Annotated in this window: 16 protein-coding genes; 12 read left to right on the top strand and 4 right to left on the bottom strand. The window is 53.6% G+C overall.

Annotated features, from left to right (window positions below; genetic code table 11):
- Positions 1 to 16: 16 nt before the first annotated feature.
- Positions 17 to 1,783: a hypothetical protein gene (locus LSG25_RS18995; protein WP_232742430.1), complete on the bottom strand. Its 1,767-nt coding sequence runs from the start codon at positions 1,781 to 1,783 to the stop codon at positions 17 to 19.
- 250 nt (positions 1,784 to 2,033) lie between these two features.
- Between LSG25_RS18995 and LSG25_RS18990 the strand changes: the two genes are divergently transcribed.
- The 11 genes from LSG25_RS18990 (at position 2,034) to LSG25_RS18940 (ending at position 11,177) form a co-directional block, all read left to right on the top strand.
- The gene (locus LSG25_RS18990) at positions 2,034 to 2,435 is read left to right on the top strand and encodes a transposase (RefSeq protein ID WP_232742275.1); all 402 of its coding nucleotides are present in this window, start codon (positions 2,034 to 2,036) and stop codon (positions 2,433 to 2,435) included.
- Positions 2,432 to 2,764 (top strand): IS66 family insertion sequence element accessory protein TnpB, encoded by a 333-nt coding sequence (tnpB, locus tag LSG25_RS18985; protein WP_232742276.1) that lies wholly within the window; start codon positions 2,432 to 2,434, stop codon positions 2,762 to 2,764. The genes LSG25_RS18990 and tnpB overlap by 4 nt, the downstream gene beginning before the upstream one ends.
- Before the next feature lie 238 nt (positions 2,765 to 3,002).
- Positions 3,003 to 4,463, top strand: coding sequence for an IS66 family transposase (locus LSG25_RS18980; protein WP_370636021.1), 1,461 nt, complete (start codon positions 3,003 to 3,005; stop codon positions 4,461 to 4,463).
- A gap of 78 nt (positions 4,464 to 4,541) precedes the next feature.
- On the top strand, positions 4,542 to 4,835 hold the full coding sequence (locus LSG25_RS18975; protein ID WP_232742429.1) for a hypothetical protein: 294 nt from the start codon (positions 4,542 to 4,544) through the stop codon (positions 4,833 to 4,835).
- A gap of 57 nt (positions 4,836 to 4,892) precedes the next feature.
- Positions 4,893 to 5,555: a TrbM/KikA/MpfK family conjugal transfer protein gene (locus LSG25_RS18970; protein WP_232742428.1), complete on the top strand. Its 663-nt coding sequence runs from the start codon at positions 4,893 to 4,895 to the stop codon at positions 5,553 to 5,555.
- Positions 5,556 to 5,568: 13 nt separating this feature from the next.
- The gene (locus tag LSG25_RS18965) at positions 5,569 to 6,240 is read left to right on the top strand and encodes a lytic transglycosylase domain-containing protein (RefSeq protein WP_232742427.1); all 672 of its coding nucleotides are present in this window, start codon (positions 5,569 to 5,571) and stop codon (positions 6,238 to 6,240) included.
- An 85-nt stretch (positions 6,241 to 6,325) separates the two neighbouring features.
- Entirely contained in the window at positions 6,326 to 6,646 is a 321-nt protein-coding gene (locus tag LSG25_RS18960; RefSeq protein WP_232742426.1) for a TrbC/VirB2 family protein, read from the top strand.
- 3 nt (positions 6,647 to 6,649) lie between these two features.
- Positions 6,650 to 6,841: a VirB3 family type IV secretion system protein gene (locus LSG25_RS18955; protein WP_370635919.1), complete on the top strand. Its 192-nt coding sequence runs from the start codon at positions 6,650 to 6,652 to the stop codon at positions 6,839 to 6,841.
- Between the two features lie 369 nt (positions 6,842 to 7,210).
- A complete protein-coding gene (locus tag LSG25_RS18950) occupies positions 7,211 to 8,134 on the top strand; it encodes a retron St85 family effector protein (RefSeq protein ID WP_255696608.1) in 924 nt (307 codons plus the stop codon).
- Positions 8,124 to 9,041, top strand: a complete 918-nt coding sequence (locus LSG25_RS18945) for a retron St85 family RNA-directed DNA polymerase (protein ID WP_232742423.1) — start codon at positions 8,124 to 8,126, stop codon at positions 9,039 to 9,041. Before LSG25_RS18950 ends, LSG25_RS18945 begins: the two co-directional genes overlap by 11 nt.
- Positions 9,042 to 9,449: 408 nt before the next feature.
- Positions 9,450 to 11,177 (top strand): ATP-dependent RecD-like DNA helicase, encoded by a 1,728-nt coding sequence (locus LSG25_RS18940; RefSeq protein WP_232742422.1) that lies wholly within the window; start codon positions 9,450 to 9,452, stop codon positions 11,175 to 11,177.
- Between the two features lie 1,074 nt (positions 11,178 to 12,251).
- Here LSG25_RS18940 and LSG25_RS18935 read toward each other — a convergent pair.
- From LSG25_RS18935 to LSG25_RS18925, 3 genes are read right to left on the bottom strand one after another with little or no spacing between them, the layout of a single operon-like run.
- On the bottom strand, positions 12,252 to 13,244 hold the full coding sequence (locus LSG25_RS18935) for a hypothetical protein (RefSeq protein ID WP_232742421.1): 993 nt from the start codon (positions 13,242 to 13,244) through the stop codon (positions 12,252 to 12,254).
- Positions 13,245 to 13,276: 32 nt separating this feature from the next.
- On the bottom strand, positions 13,277 to 13,750 hold the full coding sequence (locus tag LSG25_RS18930; RefSeq protein WP_232742420.1) for a hypothetical protein: 474 nt from the start codon (positions 13,748 to 13,750) through the stop codon (positions 13,277 to 13,279).
- The gene (locus LSG25_RS18925) at positions 13,750 to 14,037 is read right to left on the bottom strand and encodes a hypothetical protein (protein WP_232742419.1); all 288 of its coding nucleotides are present in this window, start codon (positions 14,035 to 14,037) and stop codon (positions 13,750 to 13,752) included. Before LSG25_RS18925 ends, LSG25_RS18930 begins: the two co-directional genes overlap by 1 nt.
- A gap of 1,161 nt (positions 14,038 to 15,198) precedes the next feature.
- On the opposite strand from LSG25_RS18925, the gene LSG25_RS18920 reads away from it, so the two are divergent.
- Positions 15,199 to 18,279, top strand: coding sequence for a BPTD_3080 family restriction endonuclease (locus LSG25_RS18920; protein ID WP_232742418.1), 3,081 nt, complete (start codon positions 15,199 to 15,201; stop codon positions 18,277 to 18,279).

Raw genomic sequence — 18,279 nt, 5'->3', positions numbered from 1 at the left:
TTGTTTGCACGAGACGTCACTGATCAAATAGCAACCGTTCAATATTTGTAATATCAAACTCAAGATTTTTGTCCGATAGTTGGGCACAGTAACTTGCATACTTCAGTTCGATAAACTTGAATCCTTGCCCGACCGAGTTAATCACTCGGGGTTTAGAGGCCAGTTTTATCAAGGTTGCAAGGATGCTATCTAGATAAACATGCGTATGCTCAATTAGTGTTCTGGTGTAGTCTGGTGTTACCCCAGTATGGACGATTACATTTCGAGTTCTATAAATTCGACGAATCTGCCAATCAAGTCGCTGTTTGTGATTTTTCAATGCATCAATCACAGCCTCCGGACTGGATAATGTTGACTTAAAATACCCAACCCTATCCCTCAGAAGATGGAAGTCACGAAACGAATTTTCTAGCTGAGCGAGCTCAGCACTAAATTGTTGTAAAGCAAGTAATTTTGCGAGCTTATGCGTGAACTTCTTTCCCGGCACATTGCGCAGTGCAGTCTTCGTTGCGCGATGGTTCCAACGCAGCAAATCCCTTACCAGATTATCTAGAAGTCTCTCGATATATTCAAAATTTAAGAATGGCGTTATTGAGTTCGTGATGTGCTCGATATTGGACGTATCTGCGCTCTTGGTCTCCGAGGGCACCAGCGATTCCAGCGCGACCCAAAGATTGAGAATCTGATTTTCTTCGGTATCACTTGCGAGCGCCATCGAATGTAGTCGGGAACTGCTGATAAATTTAGCGAAAGATTGTCTTTCAAGCGAGAAATCTTGCATAAAGAGTTGGAGCTGTTTGGCAGCCAAAACTTCACGCATATCCAAACACTTATGCATCGAATTGATCGGCTGCGAGATTTTTCTTTGTTGGGAGTTCTCTTCATTTATGATAATGCTATCGGGTGACCAGCAGGCTTCCTTTTTATGATGGAATAATGAAAGAAAAGTGGATCCCATTTTCAAGCGACTTTCGGCTTCCATCCGTGCGCTATAGACATCACGCGCGGAAATCTTTTCTACAACAGCATAGATTCGTCCATGCGCCTGCGATGTGAACGCTGGCCACTTTGAGGTTTCAAAATTATCTGGCAAAGTCTCATGTATTTTCATACCGAGCGAGTCAAACGCAGTCGCTGCTCCAGCGAAGAGTTTGTCAACATGGAAAATTGCCGTAAATGAGCTATGCGCTCGAGGGATTAGCGCAAAGAATTCCATGATCGCGGCATTGTCAATGATATTGCCGGGGCCACGCCAAAAAAAATCCAGAGAAGTTTCATGTAAATATTTCTGGCTATAACCAGTTGAGACTAACGTGGTAATGTAACTTCTCGCGAGTCGTCGAATCTCAGAGTGTGCTTGTCTACCGCAGATTTCATTTGCAAGTAACTCTTCGTTTTTGTCGCGGTAAGACGTTGGCTTAAGTTGAACCAAAAGAAGCTTCAATACGTCTTTCAATTCTTTCAATGGAGTTCTGGTATTTTTTAGCTTTCCAAAAAATGCACCTGAAGGCAGCGGAACTAACGCTTGAGCGACAGAGTCTTTTTCAAAGCTTGCGCACAACTCTGAGGTTACGTGCCAGATATTTGGCTCTTTAATATTTCCCGCCTCGATGTCATCTATAGTTCTAATAGCTTCACTGCATAACGAGCCAGTTTGCATCACTGAGGCCTTATAAGTATCCAGAGAAAAGTCAAATAACAATTCCTCTAAGAGCTGCGCAAAAAAAAGCAATCCCGCTGTGTGGGCAGAGTCATTCCATTTGGATAAATTTCTGAAGCGCATGTCTTAATTCTTTCCGAAAGAACGGATGGTTAGGGGGCCGCTTTTAGCCGACAGTGGCTATTGCCACCCCACGCTAATGAATCCAACAGAATGTGTCAAGCCGTATCTCCAACAACAATTGCTTTACCGACAGACTAGCGCGCGACCCGTATGCGTCCGGTAAAACCATCTTGAGGCCGAGCGGCAGATCGTAGAGGATGGCGGCTCCACTAGTTTCTTGGTGGAGTAATTCATCCCAGTAGGTGGAGTAATGCATCCTTACGAGCTTTCCGCACAAGAAGGTCGGCGCCAACGGCGTCAGTTCAGTATCGAGTTCAAGACTGAGGTCGTCGCCAGTTGTCAGCAGCGTGGCGTTTCCGTAGCGGCTGTAGCACGGGCGCACGACCTGCATCCGAATTTGCTTCGCAAATGGATTCAGGAGCATGAGCGCTTCGGCGATCCTGAATCTGCGCCAATGCCCGCTGTGCGGCGTGATGTGGCTGCGCAGTTCATACCGCTGCAACGTGCGCAATCTGAAGCGGTACAAATCACGGCCGTAGTCCGCGAAGACATCGCGATTGAGTTCGAGCACAACGGCCTGAAGGCCACGATACGCTGGCCCATGGCTCAGTCCGAACAGTGTGCGACTTGGCTGCGCGCTGTGATGCGATGATTCGCGTCGACCAAATATGGCTAGCGGTTGAACCGATGGACATGCGCGCGGGCACCGAGATGGCCTTGGCGCGGGTGGTCAAGGTCTTCGGTGCGGCCCATCCTCACCATGCCTACCTCTTTGCGAACCGTCGGGCCAACCGCATAAAGGTACTAGTGCATGACGGCATCGGTATATGGCTGGCGGCCCGGCGGCTTAATAAGGGAGGCTTTACTTGGCCACGACTCGGTTCGCCCGACGTACCCCTGACCGATGAACAACTGCAGGCGCTGGTCATCGGCCTGCCATGGCAGCGCATCGGTCCGGGCGGGGTCATCGACGTCTTGTAATGCAATTGGGGCATCCGCCAATAGCTTACCCCTAGCAGGTCATGGCACACTGGTGGCTATGATTGCTTCTGCCCAAAACCTCGACGAACTTGATGCACACGCCTTGCGCGAGAAGGTTCGTGGCCTCATGGCCGAGCTGGGCGAGAACGAGCAGAAGCTGGCTAAAACGGCCGAGCAGTTGTTGCGCCACGAACAGGAATTGGAACAAACACGCCAGCTCTTGATGCGCCGCGAACAGATGCTCGCAGGCCACCGCGACGACATCCGCTTCAAAGATGCCAAGATCGCGCAGCTGACCCACGAGATTGCCAATCTGCGCCGCTACCAGTTCGGCAAAAAGGGGGAGCAGCTCTCGGGCGTGCAAGGCAGCTTGTTGGAAGACACGGTCGGCGCAGATATTGCGGCCATCGAAGCCGAACTCGATCTGCTACGCGGCCAACCGGCCGCCCGCTCCGTTCAGCAGCCCAAGCGTGCCGCGCTGCCCGAGCACCTGCCCCGTGTTGAGCATCGCCACGAGCCTGACAGTACAACTTGCCAATGTGGTTGCCAGCTGCAGCGCATCGGCGAAGACGTATCCGAAAAGCTCGACTACACCCCTGGCCTGTTCACGGTGGAGCGCCATATCCGTGGCAAATGGGCCTGCAAGAAATGCGAGACGCTGACCCAGGCGCCGGTGCCTAGCCACGTCATCGACAAGGGCATGGCCTCTACCGGCTTGCTGGCGCAAGTACTGGTGGCCAAGTACGCGGATCATCTGCCGCTGTACCGTCAGGAAAAAATCTTCGAGCGAGCCGGCATGAAGCTCGCCCGCTCCACCATGGCCGAATGGGTGGGCGTGTGTGGCGTGCAGCTGCAGCCCTTGGCCGATGCGCTTCGCGAAGCGATCCTCACACACCGCGTCGTGCATGCCGATGAAACGCCCGTGCAGATGCTCAAGCCTGGCACGAAGAAAACCCATCGGGCTTACCTGTGGGCCTATGCGCCGGGTGCATTCGAAGACCTGCGTGCGGTGGTCTACGACTTTACCGAAGGCCGGGCGGGCGAACATGCCCGCAGCTTCCTGGGCGATTGGCAAGGCAGTCTGCTGTGCGATGACTACGTCGGCTACAAAGCGTGCTTTACCCAGGGCATTACCGAAATAGGCTGCATGGCGCACGCCAGGCGCAAGTTCTTCGACTTGCATGTGGCGGCCAAGAGTCAGCTTGCCCAGCAAGCCGTGCACTACATGGGCCAGCTCTATGAAATCGAACGTCAGGTGAAAGACCTGACTACCGAAGAGCGAAGGCGAAGACGGCAGGAGCAGGCCAAGCCTGTGGCCGATGCCTTACAGGCCTGGATGCTGGCCCAGCGAGAGCGCGTGCCGGACGGGTCTGCCACGGCCAAGGCTCTGGACTACAGCCTTAAACGCTGGGTGGCGTTGACGCGTTACCTGGATGATGGGCAGTTGCCGATCGACAATAACTGGATCGAGAATCAGATCCGGCCGATCGCCATTGGCCGCAACAATTGGCTGTTTGCCGGTTCCTTGCGCGCGGGGAAACGGGCCGCCGCCGTCATGACCTTGATTCAGTCAGCCAAGCTCAATGGCCATGATCCGTACGCCTACTTAAAGGACGTACTCACGCGCCTGCCCACACAGCCGGCGAGCCGCATCGACGAGCTGCTGCCGCATAACTGGCGACCGACGACTGCACACTAAACGACAACGCCCGCTTTACGCGGGCGTGTCAATATGGTTTAGCCGGACGCTTACCGCGACCCCACCTATAGGTACCCCATGAACGAACCGCTCTCCGAGGTCATCCGCATCCGGGTGACCCAGTCTCATGCTGCGCGTCTAGGCGAAGCAGCTGTCCTATCCGGGTTGTCACTTTCTAACTACATAAGACGTCGGCTTTCCGCCGACGACACGCTGCAGGAAGAACTAACCCTGCTACGCCAGATCGTGGCCGACTTGGGGCAGCTACGCGATACCCGCCAGGCCGCCATCGAAACAGCTCATCTGGTGCGAGCTATGGCCAAACCTGAACAGATCGCCATCGCCCAACAATCTCTGCAGCGCCAACGCTAACCCATCCCCGGCCTGTTCCCTGGCCATCTGCTGTACCCCTTCCCCGGAGACACCTTCATGCAATCCTTTCCCGACCTGCGGGCTGGGACGCTAGCGCTCGCCTGCGTCCTGACCCCTGCCACCCATGCCGTCGCAACTGACTTGCTCACCGGCATCCCTCGTCTGGCCTGCGAAGCAACACTGTGCTTGTCCTCCGGCTTGCGGCCTAACGAATGCAGCCCATCGCTGGATCATTACTTCGACATCAAAAAGTACAGCAAACATGGCCTGGACTGGTCAGCAACCGTCGACGCCAGACGCTCCTTTCTATCTCAATGCCCAGCATCAACCGATCAGGGCATGCCAGAACGCATTGACGCCATCTCACGCGGGGCCGGGAAATGCGACCCAGAATATTTGAACCGTACCTATGCCGATACGGCCTACAAATGGCGTAAGCACGAGTACGGCGACGACAGCGGGCAGACCGTGTACGAAGTGCATCCGCTTCCCACCGTCACTCTCGACCAACTGCCCACCTATTGTGCCGTTTACAACGACCATGCCTGGACTCATGAGCTGTCTGTGCGCTACGTGGGTAGGCCAAGCATGGGCGGGCACTGGGTCGAAGCTCAGGAGTACGACGCAGCACAAGCCAAATGGGATGCCGATCATGGCGGTATTTGGGCCAGCGGCTGGAATTTCTCTCTAACGGATCCCAGACGTAAGGCCAATCACTGATAGGGGCTACTCCATGATCGCAGAACTTGCTGCCCTAGCCCTTGCCTGCGCACCCAATATTCACCCGATAACGCTACATGCTTTGATCAGTCATGAGTCTCGCGCCCGTCAGTACGCCATCGGCGTAAACCGCAAGGGCAAGCACCTGCGGCAACAGCCTCGAACGTTGGCAGAAGCCACCGAAGCAGCACAAGGCCTCATTGATCAAGGTATCGACTTCGATGCCGGTTTGGGGCAGATCAACGTACGAAACTGGGCCTGGCTAAATCTGGACACCAAAACCGTCTTTGATCCCTGCCGCAATCTTGAGGCTGCCCAGACGGTGCTTGCAGAGTGCTATGCCAGATCATTGTCTCGACACAAGGCCCCACAACAGTCCTTGCGTGCGGCACTGTCCTGCTACAACACCGGCAACTTCACGCGCGGCTTCACCAATGGGTATGTAGGCAAGGTCTTGGCCAAAGCCAACATCAAAGTACCCGCCTTGGCACCCCTGAAAGAGGCAGCGTCCCATCCCGCAAGTGAGGACGCACCAAGGAAGCCACCGTCAACACAGAGTCCAGATCCTGAACCCCCTGCACACCATCAAGGAACGCCAGACGGTTTCATTACTAATCCATCTATGGACGGCTTCGCTCAGCCTCAAGACGAAGAGTCAGAGGCAGAGCAAGGCGAGACCACCTAACGCCTGCATGGCCTAACCCACCCTATCTTCCTACCACCACCTAAGACCCCAACGCCACACCGCGTCCTGGGGCAGGAGTCCTTTCATGTCTCTACTACAGCACTTCAGAATGGCAGCACCTTTCCTGCGTGTGATAAACAAATTAGCTACGGCATGGCTGCTGATTGGTATCCATCAGGCTGCACTTGCTCAGTCCATCGGCGGCTTATCCAGGGCGCAATCCACACTACAGACACTCAAGGACAATTTGGACGTGATTCTGCCCATTGCCGCCATCATCATCGGCGTCATTATTTTCGTACTGTATTCCGCAGAGGTCATGCGCAAAGACGATGCCATCCGTTGGGGCATTGGAGTGCTGTTAGCGGGCTCTGCAGCAGAGCTGGTCATGCTGCTCTGGAAGTAAGCGATGGCTGCCAACTCCTATCCAGTCTTCAAAGGACTAGGCCGAAAGGCCACGTTTATGGGTATCCCCACCACACTGTTGCTCGGAGCCTTTGCCTGCGTAGCGATCATCGCCATGATGGCTGGCCTGTACAGTCTCTGCCCGCGCTGGGCGGGTATGTGGCCTTGGCGGGGGATTTCCCGATTGCGAGGGTGAGCTTGCCGTTCAGGACGTTTGCTGTGTCTGCAATGGCGTTTCAGGAGTTTGGGAAAGTGTTTAAGGCTGCTGCATCCATTACGGCACCATCAAACAGGTGAGGTGCCCGGCTATGCTTTTTCTTGAATGTCACAAATTGTACTAGGCAGCCACATAGAATTTTGATATTCTATCTAGTACCAATTACGCGTTTCGTTGGCTGCTGACTGAATTGTCTGTGAGCTGATAATGTCGGGCGTATCGCCAGACTGAAAAGGATTGGCAGCATTTTTGGCGCAAAGACGCTCACGCGTCCCAGCTCCTCCGCATGAATGCTCCTCCGCCGGGCCACGCGACCATCTTCGCGCCATATTTAGGTAGTTGGTATTTGTGCAACAGACTATAAAAAAATTTGCACAGTCTATTGATATCGCAAAAAGTCGAGTCTCTAGACCGTGGCATAGAATCACAGTTTTCGGGGGTGACATGGGGTCACGCCCGGAAGGTGGCTCGATTTCGCAACGTGGTGACTTTATTAACTACGTCATGGTAAATCACGCCCAATACAGTCCAATTCTTATTACACCTGAGTCCTACAAGGACTGGAACCACTTCGACGTTTACCAAGATCTATTGTCATTCGAGGAAGACTTATGCGCGTTCGTCGATGTCATCATTATATTTCTTGAAGGCGCTGGAGCAGTTGGTGAGTTCGGCGCATTCCTTAAAGATCCAAGTACGGCGAAGAAGTTAATTATTGTGATTCATGAGGATCACTGGGATACAGACTCTTTCATACGCCTTGGCCTTGTACTTAATCTTGAGATTCGGCACAAGAATGCTGCGTTTTCGGTGCCGGGAAAATTAAACAAAGAAGACGTTCATCAAATTATTGAAGAAGTTGAACTCCGTTTATCAAAACAGCCGAAAACCGAAGCGTTGGATCTCACGAATTCACGCCACTTACTTCTAACGATCGCAGATTTCGTCGAATTGATTCACGTAGCTCGTCTGACCGATATTTCAAACTTCTTGGAAGCGCTGGGCGTAACATTATCTCTTAAAAGGCTGCATCAATTAATGTTTGTTCTCGAAAGGCTGGAAGTCCTTAAGCTACGTCGGGCAGGCAATGAATCTTTCTATACTTTTCTACACTCTGGTGAACATTACGTTGAATATGGCCTAATTGAGAAACGCCTAGAACGGCCTCGGATTAAAAGCCAACTCTTTGATCAAACAGTAGCTGACCGCAGAAGGAAGGCAGCGTACGAACGATTTAGGGCTCCTGATACTGAGGTAGAAAATGTCGCTTAAGGTAGACCTTCTCCAAGCCCTCCCTTTCACAGCGCAGGAGCTGGATGTGCTGATAGCAACAGCTCCGCGGCGTTACAAAGAATATACAATTGAAAAACGAAATAAAACTGGGCGTCGAAACATTGCTCAACCAACGCCTGAAATAAAAACGTTACAACGCTGGCTGTCCAAGAACGTTCTTTCAAATTTTCCTATTCACGCCAGTGCGACGGCATATCGAACAGGCGTTGGGCTAGCACAAAATATCAGCCCCCATTTAAATAATCGATTTCTTCTTAAAATCGATTTCCAAAACTTCTTTCCATCGATCACATCAGATGACCTCCTCGCCTACCTGGAGAAAAGGAAAGAATTTACCGATGATGACCGCTACGTTTTGACGCAGATACTGTTCAAGAGGGATGCCGAAAGACGAAAGCTAACACTTGCAGTTGGTGCGCCAAGCTCGCCTCAGCTGTCAAACATTTTGCTCTTCCAGTTTGACGAAGATATTTCCGCCTTCTGCATTGAAAATAAAATTGCTTATACTCGTTATGCAGACGACTTGTCCTTCTCGACATCCACACCCGAGATACTGCGCGGCTGTCTTAATACTGTTAGACAAATTTTACGAGACTTGCAGCATCCAAGACTATTAATCAATGATGGGAAAACGGTCGAAACGTCAAAGAAACGAGGTCGGCGGATAACGGGCCTGACTATAACGAATGAAGGGGCTATCTCGGTTGGTCGTTTGCAAAAAAGGGAGCTGAGAGTGCTCATTCATCGCTTTCTAAACGGCCATCTTGATGCTTGTGAACAAGAGTCGTTACGTGGCTATTTAGCCTTCCTTTATTCGGTCGAACCCACACACATCGAGCGTCTCAAGGCGTCATTCGGCGCAAGTACCTTGGCCTCACTCTTGTAAGCTTAATCGGAACTCAGGTTAAATACGCCACGCTTTGCTCGAATCTTCGAAGCGATGAATCAGGGGCAAAAAAGGAGTCTTTTGATGCAGTTTTATGCGCTTCAGATGGCGCAATATCTGCAACCGCCGTGGTTTCCCGTATTTGGCGCGTTGCGAATTCAGTACGGCTGCTATGGGCCGCCACCTCTCGATGGACGGACATCATCCGCGCCCAATCACCTGCACATAGTCGCGACCTGCGTATAGGAGTTGTTAGCTGCCGTCCGCTATCCACAGAACCTGTGGATAAACGTGTGTAAATCCACTATCCCTCCCCTCAAGCGCTAGCACTGACGCATCCAAGCGCTCGCTGGCTAATCTCTCGCCACTACCCTCTCCCGTAGCACCCAGGACAGGCTGGCCCTTCCCATGACGCGCGAAGGCTGGGCCACAGAGGTCATACGCCTGCGCGGCCTGACCCAGGACAATGCTCGGCACCTCGTTGACCAAGCCATTGCCGAAGGACGCCTGTTGATGGAAAGCCCACGCTACGCGACTCAGAAAGCCTTTGAAGCCGAATCCAGGATACTGGCCGCCGAGCAAACAGGTCGCAGCGCCTGGCAGGCCACGATTGCCAATACCAGCACCGAAAGCAGCTTGGACACACGCCTGACGCCTGGCCAGCGCGAGGCTGTCATCCTGGTCGCGACCGGCACCGATCAGATTGCCGGCATCCAGGGTCTAGCTGGCACCGGCAAATCCTTCGCTCTGCAAAACACCCAGACCATCCTCCACCAACAGGGACACTCCATGACGGCACTGGCCCCTTACGGCGGCATGGTTCGCAACCTGCGCAAAGATGGAATACCGGCCAACACGATTGCATCAGTGCTTGCAGCTTCCGACAAACGCCCCTTCATAGACGCCCTGGGACCGAAAACCGTCGTAGTAATCGACGAGGCTGGAGTCGTGCCTGTGCGGCAGATGGACAAGCTGCTGGCCCTCATACAGCCGACAGGCGCAAAAGTGGTTTTGCTCGGCGACACCGCCCAGACCAAGGCCATTGAGGCAGGCCGCGCGTTTGCCATGCTGCAGGAAAACGGCATGAAAACTGTACTGATGGCAGACATCCAGCGCCAACGCTCTGAACGGCTGCGCCAGGCTGTGCAGTTGGCCGCAGAAGGCCAAGCCAGCCGATCCCTGCCGCTCCTGGATCAGGTGCTCACCATCCCAGATCAGTTCACTGCCGACGAGCATGGCCACAAAAGCCGGGACAGTTCCGCTCGATATGAGGCCATTGCTCAAGCCTATACGCGACTTCCAGCGGCAGACCAATCGGGCACTATCGTAGTGACTGGCACCAACGCTTCACGCGAAGCCATTAATGCACGGACCCATGCCCTGCTCGGCCTGAAAGATAAAGGACACCAATGCCAGCTACTGGCTCGCCATGACACCACTCGCGCAGAACGCAGCGTAGCGCGGTATTACACCGTGGGCGACATAGTGGTGCCCGAACGGGACTACCAGTGCGGCCTGAAACGCGGCGAGCTGTACCGCGTGACCGGCAGCACGCACCATGACCGCATCACCGTCGAACCGATCCAGCCCGACCCGTCACCCACGCAATCCGTAGAAATCATCCCGAAAACCATGAGCAAACTATCGGTCTATCACCTGAACCGGGCAGAGCTGTCTGTAGGTGACCATGTCCGCATCACACGCAACGATGCCCATAATGATCTGGTCAACGGACAACTGGCGAAGATCGCGGCGATTGATGCAACCAGCGTCACCATCGAAACCAATGGTCGCCACGTGCAGTTGACCACTGATCGACCGCTAAACATGGACTATGCCTACACCACCACAGCGCATAGCGCCCAAGGACTGACCTGCGACCGAGTGCTTTACAACGCCGAGAGCTTCAGCCGCACGACTGCACAAGACACGTACTATGTCAGTATTTCGCGCGAACGGCACGAGGTCGTTGTGTTCACAGACGATGCAAAAAAGCTGCCCGAGCGGGTGGATCAGCTGACGTACAAGGGACTGGCACATGACCTGCAGCCGGTGGTGACCCAAGACCCAATCCACGTTCAGCATGGCTACGACGTCGGGACGCAAGGGGCGGAATCAGAGCTGGAGATAGGATAACTACCCGCACCTTGTTCTCTATTCCACATACAGGCTGGTTAATCAAACAAGCACCCGCAGCTGCGCCAACGTGAATTTATTGTCATGCCCGGCAGATATTGGCCAGAAGCGGCTATTGGTGACTTGGCCTGATAGCGGACTTCCACGGAGCTTCCAGGTGTCCGCATTACTGGAGTTGTTATATCCAGAGCATAATGGGCACCTAAACATCAATTGTTATGTGGATTCGGCGGATTCATTTTCTAACTGTTGGGCATTAAGATAGCCATGGCCAAACCAAAGCGCGTACAAAGACCAAAAGACGAACTGAAGCGAGAGTTGGTCGAACAGCTTCAGCTCTTACGACACTCATGTCAAGCGTTCGATGGCGGACTTGAGGCCGTCGCGAAACATATCTCCTTGAGCTTGCGCGTACTACTTCACCACCACGGCCAGTCGCGAGCCCTTCTTGATCAGCTTGGCCTTCGTAATGGGCGTTACCTCACTTCGACTCCTCCACTGAATCCGAAAAATCTTTTGACTGAGTGTAACCTCGTGCTAATGCACCTAGGATCTACTGGCGCCCGTTACCTCCCCCTTGTCGCTGCTGGCGGCTCACCATTTCCAATGCAGCCCATTCCGTTCGTAGACTGGTGGAACAATCCGGTTCTGAAAGACAACCGTGGTCGAACGTTCTGTCGACGAGAGTTGGTACTCAACGTCACGGATACAGACGGGGGTGCTCATGTGGACCCAGAACTCGAGGAGGCCTATATGGCAATCTCTCGCGAGAACTCTCTGGGCTGGGTGTTTAGCACCGGCGCTGAAGATTCTGCGCTGGAAGGGCGTCCTGAATTAGCATGCATGCGGCAAATTGCCCACGAACTCCTAGCTACTATTCATCAGTTTGCGCCGGAGTTTAGCCAGCATGCCCAACCAGTCGTTCCAGCGGACGCGCCGCGAGCGGCGCTCCGCTGAATTCGCATTTTTAACGTCCGCTTTCCCGAGTTACGAGTTTCCGCTATGGGTCGAGTTCTGCCCTCTGGCTTTGGCTACAATCGGCCAGGAGCGGACGCTCGACGGACGGATTAGGCGTCATTTTCCGCGTGCGATGTCGATCTGCTGTTGAATATATGTGTCAAGTTGAGAGACAGATTCGTCAATTTTCGATCTGAATTCTTCGGTCTGGCGCATGAAGTCGCAGTACTTCTTCAAGGCAGCGTTCAAATCCTTCTCCGCCTTCAGTGAAACAAGGCGCTTTTGCCAGCCGCTGATTGGATCAGCTCGAACCGGCCACGGGTAGTTGGCAGAGAGCCAGTCGACATATCCGCCGACCGTGTCGGTTGGGCAGTGGTTGTTCCTTGCCCATTGCTTCCCTTCGTCCGAAAAGGCGAACGGCCACGCTTGGGCAGAAATGATCGCCTGCTTTCGGGAAGTGGTCTGCGGCGCTTCCGTTGTCAAAAAATCAATCATCTCGTCTACGCGTTCGATGGTGTTGTTCATGTCGGCTTGAAGGTCAGCGATCAATGTCTGGCCCAACGAGTTACCAACTTGCCGTAGGCGTGTGCAGGCACTTGCCATCACTTCCCGGTGCTCGAACAGCTTCGGTGAGCCAAGGTACTTGATAGCGCGATGAGAGATTTGATCTCGGCTGCCTGTAGACCACCACATTGGCTTGAAGCCCTCGAGGACGGAGCAGGCGTTCTGAAAGTAAAAAATTGCGAGGGAATGCAGGATTCCCTCGTGGCGGCGTCCCTGGTGATAGACCGTATTCCTGAAGGCGTGAAGATACTGAATGCTTTCGGCAACCTCAGCGGGAATCATCGACGTGGATCGAGCCAGACGTACCTTTGCCTCGAAGCTCTGGCCAAGCGCAGCTGCTACGACCTTCGGATCATTCTTCGGACTGGGCTCGTGCCTCCACATCTCGTTCTCACTCGCCTTCTCGCGGGCATGCCCATGAAGAGTCAACTCAACGACGTTGTCAATGAGCATCATTGCAAAGCGATCGAAGTTGCGGTCGCGGACGGCAAGTTGATCGAGTGCGAGGTCGAGTTGATCGACTTGGTCCGCGACAAACTGTAGCATTCGTGGCCGCCTAGCGGAGAAAATCCGGGCGCTCAAAGGGTGGGATAAACAAGTTTTTCATTACGTTCCCCCGCCTCGTCATTCCAAATAAGTCGCATGGGATGCTTACTTTTCGTGCCAATTGCTACCGCAGCGATCAACTCAACCGATTGATGAGTATCCAGGAGCTCCAGCGGGAACTTCGAGTCAATGTCCGACTGTATGAGGCATTCGTTCCCTTCCGGGAATTCAAGCGAGACGTTACGTGCAGACGCCTTCCCTTTGTTCCAAACTTTAAGTCTGTACTTGCTGCTGCCTAGTTTAATGAACGTAGCACCGAGATCGGCCTTCTTACTGTTAAGCGCTTCCCCTGTTTCTTTCTCCAAAAGAAGCTTATTTAAGCGATCTTGGCTATCGACAAGTTCATTCTGCCGTTCGTTAAACTTAAACGTTTTCCACGTCGCATAGCCCGACAAAAAGAGAGCGGCTAAAGCGATGCCATCACCAACGCTAATGGGGCTTTGCATTACCGTACCTTGATGTTCTTGTTGCCTCGGAAAACCCTTTTCAGCGACTCATGCAATTCTCGCTGAAGATCCTTGACAACTTCCTGACCAATTTCCTTGACGTGTTCGTCTACGTTTTCGCGGTTGGCGCGAATCAGGTCGTCCTTCGATAATTCGAGCCCACAGCCCACACATGTCACCAGCTCGCTGGTTTGGCCATCTTCCCCATCGTGCGCGAACTGGTCATTGCCGCAAGTTGGACACAGCAGCCTGATCTGCCGGTTGTACTTGTCTGATCTGAGATTCATGGTGCCTCCATGGAGTCATGCAAGAAAAGGTGAAGACATCGTGAAGCATCGGTATGCTCTTGTTATGTATAGCTACCGAACATCCGCCCTACCGCATTTGAACGGACAGCGAAATCTGCAATTAGATGGATCAATACCCGCATAAATAATACAAGATGCCACAAAATATGTCTTCTAAACAAAAATTCGAGGCAACGCCGCCTGGTACTCAACCCATGCTGTCCCCTTGAAGGACCGTTATTGCAGCAAAGCAGACTCCAGATAATGAATAGCGAAAGACTGCAATGGGTCGCTTTCTGCCCTTCAGATCTGGCAATACCAGTCTGCTCAAGTATGAATCAGTACCTCTGACAGTTCCCAGCACGCTTAATGCCACAACACTGTAAAGCCCTTGCCGCCCGCAGGTAATCATCACGCAGCACTCATGCTGTCGTCATGCAATCAAAATGCAGATGGAAGGTAGTCAGCGTGTAGTCGGTACGTTGCTAGCGGCAGGTGTCCACGCCGTCTACCAGAAACAAGAGTACAACTGTAGCCGGACATCCATTCAATAAATCAATCTCTTACACTGTTTTTTCGCTCTTTATGTCCTACAGCGCGGCTAACCGCCGTTTGCCCCCAATCCCTTGAAAACCAAACGCCTTTCCTACCCCACCAGGGGTGCGTCTTGTGTGGGACTTTTAAGGCCACAAATGAGCGCAGGCGAATTTGTGGCCTTAAAAGTCCCAGCCAGGCCGGGAACCGGGCTGGCATCGTCATCGGACAGGCTCCCAGGCCCGGCCTGGGAACATACCTTGACAGGTAATCCTGGCCCTGGTCAGGTGGTGCCAGAGCGCCAAACAAAAGAGCAACAGGAGCAATTCACAGGCCAAACACGACAGAGCCAAGAAGGCCGGGCTTCAGAAAAAGCGGTGCAGGTCAGTATCACGGGGCTAACAAACATCGGCCAATATGTATCATTTCTGTACAATACCACCGTAAAACTACTGTGCTTTGGGTTAGACAACCCAAAACCGCCTCAAAAATCCCCATAACGGTGGTGTCCGAAAAAGCCTTCCGGAAACCGCCGTACCGACCATGGCTGAACAGACCTTCTCTTATTATCAGAGAGCTCGGCCTTGAGGGGGAAGGCCTACCATGTTGGATCAGGGGACGAAGGAAGTGAGTGACCAATTTTTCAAGCAGCCTATCCTCAACTCGCCTTATGACTACCCGTTCCGGCACTGGGAGCTCGACGACAAGGGACAACCCACCCAGAAAATCGTCGAGTCACGTCGCGCATCTAGCTTTATTAGCCCGATCCCGAAGCCCCGTCGGGGTCGTAGCGAACAGGCTACTCTGGCGCTGGATGAAGTCGAGAACCTGGCTGACGACCAACAGCGTTACCAACATTCGGAACTAATCAATGCTGTGCGGCGCGAGGTCGATGCTTGGCGTCAATTGCCACCGTCACAATGGCGCGTTACGCCCGAGACAGCCCGTCTACTGGAGCACTGGCGCAATCACAAGTTCATGGGCGTACGCCCGTTCTTCTGCCAAGTCGAAGCGGCTGAAACTGCTATTTGGTTGACAGAAGTCGTCCCGCAGCTTGGAAAAAATGGTGGACGCTTTCTCGATCATTTGAAGAAGGTCAGCGATGATGCCAATCCTGGCCTGCTGCGCCTAGCGTTGAAGTTGGCCACTGGCGCAGGTAAGACCACAGTCATGGCCATGCTCATTGCTTGGCAAACGGTCAATGCTGTGCGGCACCCCCAGAGCAAGAAATTTACCCGTGGCTTTCTGCTGGTCGCCCCTGGCCTCACCATCAAGGATCGCCTGCGTGTGCTACTGCCTAATGATGCGGACAGCTACTACGGCAATCGCGAGATCGTGCCGCGCGATATGCTACCTGATCTGGACAAAACCAAGATTGTCATCACGAACTACCACGCTTTCAAACTTCGCGAGTGCATGGAGTTGTCAAAGGGAGGCCGGCGTTTGTTGCAAGGCCGGACAGGGAGCGAGCTGAATACGCTGGAAACTGAGGGCCAGATGCTCCAGCGGGTAATGCCGGAACTGATGGGGATGAAAAACATCCTCGCAATCAACGACGAGGCACACCATTGCTATCGAGAAAAGCCGCACGCTGTCGAGGACGACAAAGATCTCGATAAAGATCAGAAAGCCGAGGCCGAGGAAAACAATGAAGCTGCACGGTTGTGGATTGCTGGTTTAGAAGCTGTGAACCGGAAGCTGGGCCTGCAACAGGTGTTTGATCTTTCGGCCACGCCATTCTTCCTCGCTGGCTCTGGCTATGTGGAAGGCACTCTATTCCCCTGGACTATGAGCGATTTTTCACTGATGGACGCCATCGAATGCGGCATCGTCAAATTGCCGCGCGTGCCAGTGGCTGACAACATCCCAGGCGCGGATATGCCTATATACCGCGAACTCTGGAAGCACATCGGCAAAAAGATGCCGAAAAAGGGGCGCGGCAAGAACGCTCCGCTCGATCCATTGGCGATCCCGGTGGAGCTACAGACCGCGCTAGAAGCGCTGTACGGCCATTACCGCAAAACTTACGAAGCCTGGGAGCAAGCTGGCATTAACGTGCCGCCGTGCTTCATCGTAGTGTGCAACAACACCGCGACTTCCAAACTGGTGTTCGATTACATCTCCGGTTTCGAACGCACAAACGAAGATGGTTCCATCGCACGCGTACCAGGAAGACTAGAACTGTTCCGCAACTTTGACGAACATGGCGAGCCATTGGCGCGCCCCAATACCTTGCTGATAGACAGCGAGCAGCTCGAATCAGGGGAAGCACTGGATGACAACTTCCGAGCCATGGCCGCCGATGAGATCGAACGCTTCAAACGCGAGATCATCGAACGCACCGGAGACCGGAGGCAAGCCGAAAACCTAAGTGATAGTGAATTGCTGCGCGAGGTAATGAATACCGTCGGCAAGCAAGGTCGTTTGGGAGAGCAAATTCGCTGCGTCGTATCGGTGTCCATGCTCACAGAGGGATGGGATGCCAATACCGTTACCCACATTCTCGGTGTGCGAGCGTTTGGCACCCAGTTGTTGTGCGAGCAGGTCATTGGACGTGCCCTACGGCGCCAGTCCTATGAATTGAACGAGCAAGGCCAATTCGACGTGGAGTATGCCGACATATTCGGCATTCCTTTCGACTTCACCGCCAAGCCGGTTGTTGTCACACCGCCCAAACCTCGCGAAACCATCACAGTCAAGGCACTGCGCCCAGAACGCGATCATCTGGAAATCCAGTTTCCGCGCGTGCAGGGCTATCGCGTCGAATTGCCGGAGGAGCAACTCGAAGCCGAATTCAGCGCCGACCACCACCTCACCCTGACGCCGGATATGGTCGGCGCGACCAAGACCCACAACGCTGGAATTATCGGCGAAGCAGTGGAGCTGGACATCAAGCATCTGGGAGACGTACGCCAGTCCACCTTGCTGATGGAGCTAACCAAGCATTTGCTGTTTCAGCATTGGCGTGATCAAGGCCAGGATGCACCGATCGCTCTATTCGGCCAGCTCAAGCGCATCGTGCGCCAGTGGCTAGACGAGTGCCTGGAATGCAAGGGTGGAACCTACCCGGCACAACTGATGTATTGCGAACTGGCGGACATGGCCTGCCAGCGCATCACCAAGGGCATTACCGCGAAGGAGTTAGAGAAAGGTCGGAAAATCAAGGCCATCCTCGACCCGTTCAACCCGACCGGCAGCACCGAGCATGTGCGCTTCAACACCTCGCGCCCTAGCAGCGACCGCTGGGAAACCATCGGAGTGCATAACCAACCAAGGAACCAGGTCAACTGGGTTATTCTGGATAGTGGCTGGGAGAGCGAATTCTGCCGCGTTGCCGAATCGCACCCAAAAGTACTGACCTACACCAAGAACCACAACCTCGGCCTGGAAGTTCCTTATCGGTCCGGCTCGGCTAACCGCGTCTACATCCCGGACTTTATCGTGCAAGTGGACAACGGTTGCGGAAAGGAAGACCCGCTGAACCTGATCGTCGAGATCAAAGGCTACCGGCGCGAGGACGCTAAGGAAAAGAAGTCCACCATGGATACCTACTGGATTCCGGGCGTAAACCACCTCGGCACGCACGGACGCTGGGCCTTCGCCGAGTTCGGTGATGTATACGAAATGCAAGAAGACTTCGCCAAAAGAATAGAGGCACAGTTCAACCAATTGATCGAAACGGCTGCGCCGGGAAACAAGGAACACTGA

It is taken from the genome of Paralcaligenes sp. KSB-10, assembly GCF_021266465.1.
In the GTDB taxonomy this organism is placed as follows: Bacteria; Pseudomonadota; Gammaproteobacteria; order Burkholderiales; family Burkholderiaceae_B.
The sequence above is the reverse complement of the archived record's forward strand: the minus strand, read 5'-3'. Positions and strand labels throughout refer to the sequence as shown.

Bases quoted from the DNA above. Each gene is read 5' to 3' on its own strand.
- LSG25_RS18995 (WP_232742430.1), bottom strand. From the start codon at position 1,783: ATGCGCTTCAGAAATTTATCCAAATGGAATGACTCTGCCCACACAGCG.
- LSG25_RS18990 (WP_232742275.1), top strand. From the start codon at position 2,034: ATGCATCCTTACGAGCTTTCCGCACAAGAAGGTCGGCGCCAACGGCGT.
- tnpB (WP_232742276.1), top strand. From the start codon at position 2,432: ATGATTCGCGTCGACCAAATATGGCTAGCGGTTGAACCGATGGACATG.
- LSG25_RS18980 (WP_370636021.1), top strand. From the start codon at position 3,003: ATGCTCGCAGGCCACCGCGACGACATCCGCTTCAAAGATGCCAAGATC.
- LSG25_RS18975 (WP_232742429.1), top strand. From the start codon at position 4,542: ATGAACGAACCGCTCTCCGAGGTCATCCGCATCCGGGTGACCCAGTCT.
- LSG25_RS18970 (WP_232742428.1), top strand. From the start codon at position 4,893: ATGCAATCCTTTCCCGACCTGCGGGCTGGGACGCTAGCGCTCGCCTGC.
- LSG25_RS18965 (WP_232742427.1), top strand. From the start codon at position 5,569: ATGATCGCAGAACTTGCTGCCCTAGCCCTTGCCTGCGCACCCAATATT.
- LSG25_RS18960 (WP_232742426.1), top strand. From the start codon at position 6,326: ATGTCTCTACTACAGCACTTCAGAATGGCAGCACCTTTCCTGCGTGTG.
- LSG25_RS18955 (WP_370635919.1), top strand. From the start codon at position 6,650: ATGGCTGCCAACTCCTATCCAGTCTTCAAAGGACTAGGCCGAAAGGCC.
- LSG25_RS18945 (WP_232742423.1), top strand. From the start codon at position 8,124: ATGTCGCTTAAGGTAGACCTTCTCCAAGCCCTCCCTTTCACAGCGCAG.
- LSG25_RS18940 (WP_232742422.1), top strand. From the start codon at position 9,450: ATGACGCGCGAAGGCTGGGCCACAGAGGTCATACGCCTGCGCGGCCTG.
- LSG25_RS18935 (WP_232742421.1), bottom strand. From the start codon at position 13,244: ATGCTACAGTTTGTCGCGGACCAAGTCGATCAACTCGACCTCGCACTC.
- LSG25_RS18930 (WP_232742420.1), bottom strand. From the start codon at position 13,750: ATGCAAAGCCCCATTAGCGTTGGTGATGGCATCGCTTTAGCCGCTCTC.
- LSG25_RS18925 (WP_232742419.1), bottom strand. From the start codon at position 14,037: ATGAATCTCAGATCAGACAAGTACAACCGGCAGATCAGGCTGCTGTGT.